This window comes from Megasphaera sp. DJF_B143 (genome assembly GCF_900320625.1).
GTDB classification, from domain to species: Bacteria; Bacillota; Negativicutes; order Veillonellales; family Megasphaeraceae; genus Megasphaera; species Megasphaera hexanoica.
On record NZ_ONTA01000122.1, the window covers coordinates 1 to 2,576 of the forward strand.

Annotated in this window: 3 protein-coding genes; 2 read left to right on the forward strand and 1 reads right to left on the reverse strand. The window is 48.8% G+C overall.

Annotated elements, in window-relative coordinates:
* Together nrdD and nrdG are read left to right on the forward strand one after the other, a co-directional pair.
* Positions 1-1,359: anaerobic ribonucleoside-triphosphate reductase (nrdD, locus tag DBO31_RS03665; protein ID WP_150824469.1), on the forward strand; the 1,359-nt coding region annotated here is incomplete at its 5' end.
* A 74-nt stretch (positions 1,360-1,433) separates the two neighbouring features.
* A complete protein-coding gene (nrdG, locus tag DBO31_RS03670; RefSeq protein ID WP_075581795.1) occupies positions 1,434-1,988 on the forward strand; it encodes an anaerobic ribonucleoside-triphosphate reductase activating protein in 555 nt (184 codons plus the stop codon).
* 68 nt (positions 1,989-2,056) lie between these two features.
* Here the strand turns inward: nrdG and DBO31_RS03675 are convergent.
* Positions 2,057-2,576: M20/M25/M40 family metallo-hydrolase (locus DBO31_RS03675; protein ID WP_150824470.1), on the reverse strand; the 520-nt coding region annotated here is incomplete at its 5' end.

Below are 2,576 nucleotides of genomic sequence, written 5' to 3' on the forward strand. Positions count from 1 at the left end.
GAAGTAAAGAGCGGTATCCAGACGATACAGTATCAGCTTATTACACTCATGACCTGCAATGGACAGGCACCGTTTGTGACGATGTTCATGTATCTCGATGAAGTGCCGGAAGGTCAGACCCGGGACGATCTGGCCATGATTATTGAAGAAGTGTTGCACCAGCGTATGCAGGGCGTCAAAAATGAAAAGGGAGTCTGGATTACACCGGCTTTCCCGAAATTGATTTACGTCCTCGATGAAGATAATATCAGTGAAGACGCTCCCTATTGGTACCTGACGGAACTCGCTGCGCAATGTACAGCCAAACGGATGGTGCCGGACTACATTTCTGCAAAAATCATGAAACAGCTGAAACAGGGCAATGTCTATACCTGCATGGGCTGCCGGTCCTTCCTTACCGTCGAAGATTCCCAGCGCAATCCCGATGGCAGCCACAAATTTTATGGCCGTTTCAATCAGGGTGTCGTAACCATCAATCTCGTTGACGTGGCCTGTTCGTCTAATGGCGATATGGATAAATTCTGGAACATCCTCGATGAACGGCTGGAACTCTGTCACAGGGCCCTGCGCTGCCGTCATGAACGGCTTTGCGGTACCGTATCGGACGTAGCTCCCATTCTCTGGCAGTATGGCGCTCTGGCACGGCTGAAGAAAGGGGAAACGATTGATAAGCTTCTGTATAATGGCTATTCGACGATTTCTCTCGGATATGCGGGCATCTATGAAATGTGCATGCGCATGCTCGGTAAATCCCATACGACACCGGAAGGCCGGGATTTTGCCCTGTCTGTCATGCAGCGTCTTAATGATAAATGCAAAGAATGGCGGCAGGCAGAAAATATCAGTTATTCTGTATATGGCACGCCCATGGAATCGACGACATACCGCTTTGCCAAATGCCTTCAGAAACGGTTTGGCATTATTAAAGGTGTAACGGATAAAAATTATATCACCAATAGTTACCACGTTCATGTGACGGAACCGATTGATGCGTTCCATAAATTGAAATTCGAAGCCGATTTCCAGCGCCTTTCGCCCGGTGGCGCCATCAGCTATGTTGAAGTGCCGAATATGCAGAATAATATTCCGGCCGTCCTGACAGTTATGAAATACATATATAACAATATTATGTATGCAGAACTCAATACGAAGAGCGATTACTGTGAAGTCTGTGGATATGACGGTGAAATCAAAATCGTAGAAGATGACAGCGGAAAATTGGTCTGGGAATGCCCGAACTGTGGCAACCGGGATCAGAGCAAGATGTCCGTTGCCCGCCGGACCTGTGGATACATCGGCACCCAGTTCTGGAATCAGGGGCGTACACAGGAAATCAAGGACCGGGTGCTTCATTTATAAGAACAGCAAAATGTCTGACCATAGAGGAGTTGTCTGCCTGAGACAGCTCCTCCTTTCATCGCGGAGGCAGAGTCATGAATTATGCAGAAATAAAAGAATACGATATTGCCAATGGTCCGGGCGTGCGGCTGAGTGTATTTGTATCCGGTTGTACACACCATTGCAAAGGATGTTTTAATCCCATGACCTGGGACTTTTCTTATGGAAAACCATATACACAGGAAACAGAAGACAAGATTATAACCTTACTGGGGGAAGAATGCTATCAGGGACTGACTCTTCTGGGAGGAGAGCCCATGGAACCAGTCAATCAGAAAGGCCTGCTGCCTCTGTTGCGGCGGGTCCGGCAGACCTATCCTCATAAGGATGTATGGTGCTTTACGGGATACCTTTTTGACCGGGATCTTCTGGGGCGCATGGTATCCAGTGTACCGGAAACGAAAGAGCTGCTGTCCTATATTGACGTTCTCGTCGATGGAGAATTTGTCCTGGAGAAAAAAGACGTTACCCTTCTCTTCAAAGGATCCAGTAACCAGCGTACGATCAACGTTTCTGAGTCACTCCGGACGGGGGATATTATTTTCTGGGACCCGGGACATGTATCCATGTCTAAGATGGCAAAAGTATAATGATAATTTGAACGTAATAAAAAGACCTGCTGCATGTGCGGCAGGTCTTTTTACGAGACGTGGACAGATTATTTTTCAGCATTGAAATCCAGTGCTGTCTGCGCATAGAGCATAGCACCGCCCAGGAGGGCACTTTCATCTACGGTGTAGTAGCAGGAATGCTGTGGATAAACGGCTTTGCAAGCTTCATTGCGGATACCAAGCTGGCAGACGCAGCCAGGAACTTTATCCATGAAGAAAGCGAAATCTTCACCGCCCATGGTGGCTGGAACTGCTACGGGAGCATCAGGAGCAATGACTTTGCGGGATGCACCCTGGACAACGGCAGCCATGTGTTCATCGTTGATGACCGGCGGGCAGAGTACTGTATTTTTTGTAACAGCCGTAGCCCGATAGGCGGCAGCTGTTTCGCTGGCGATGCGATCGATGACTTTCGGGAGAGCCGTAAAGATTTCTTTGCTGAAGCAGCGGGATGTGCCACCGAGATGAGCACTTTCGGCAATGACATTCCAGCGGTAGCCGGCTTTGACTTCGCCGACCGTAACGACGACCGGTTCCATCGGCGAGAATTCACGGCTGACCATAGAC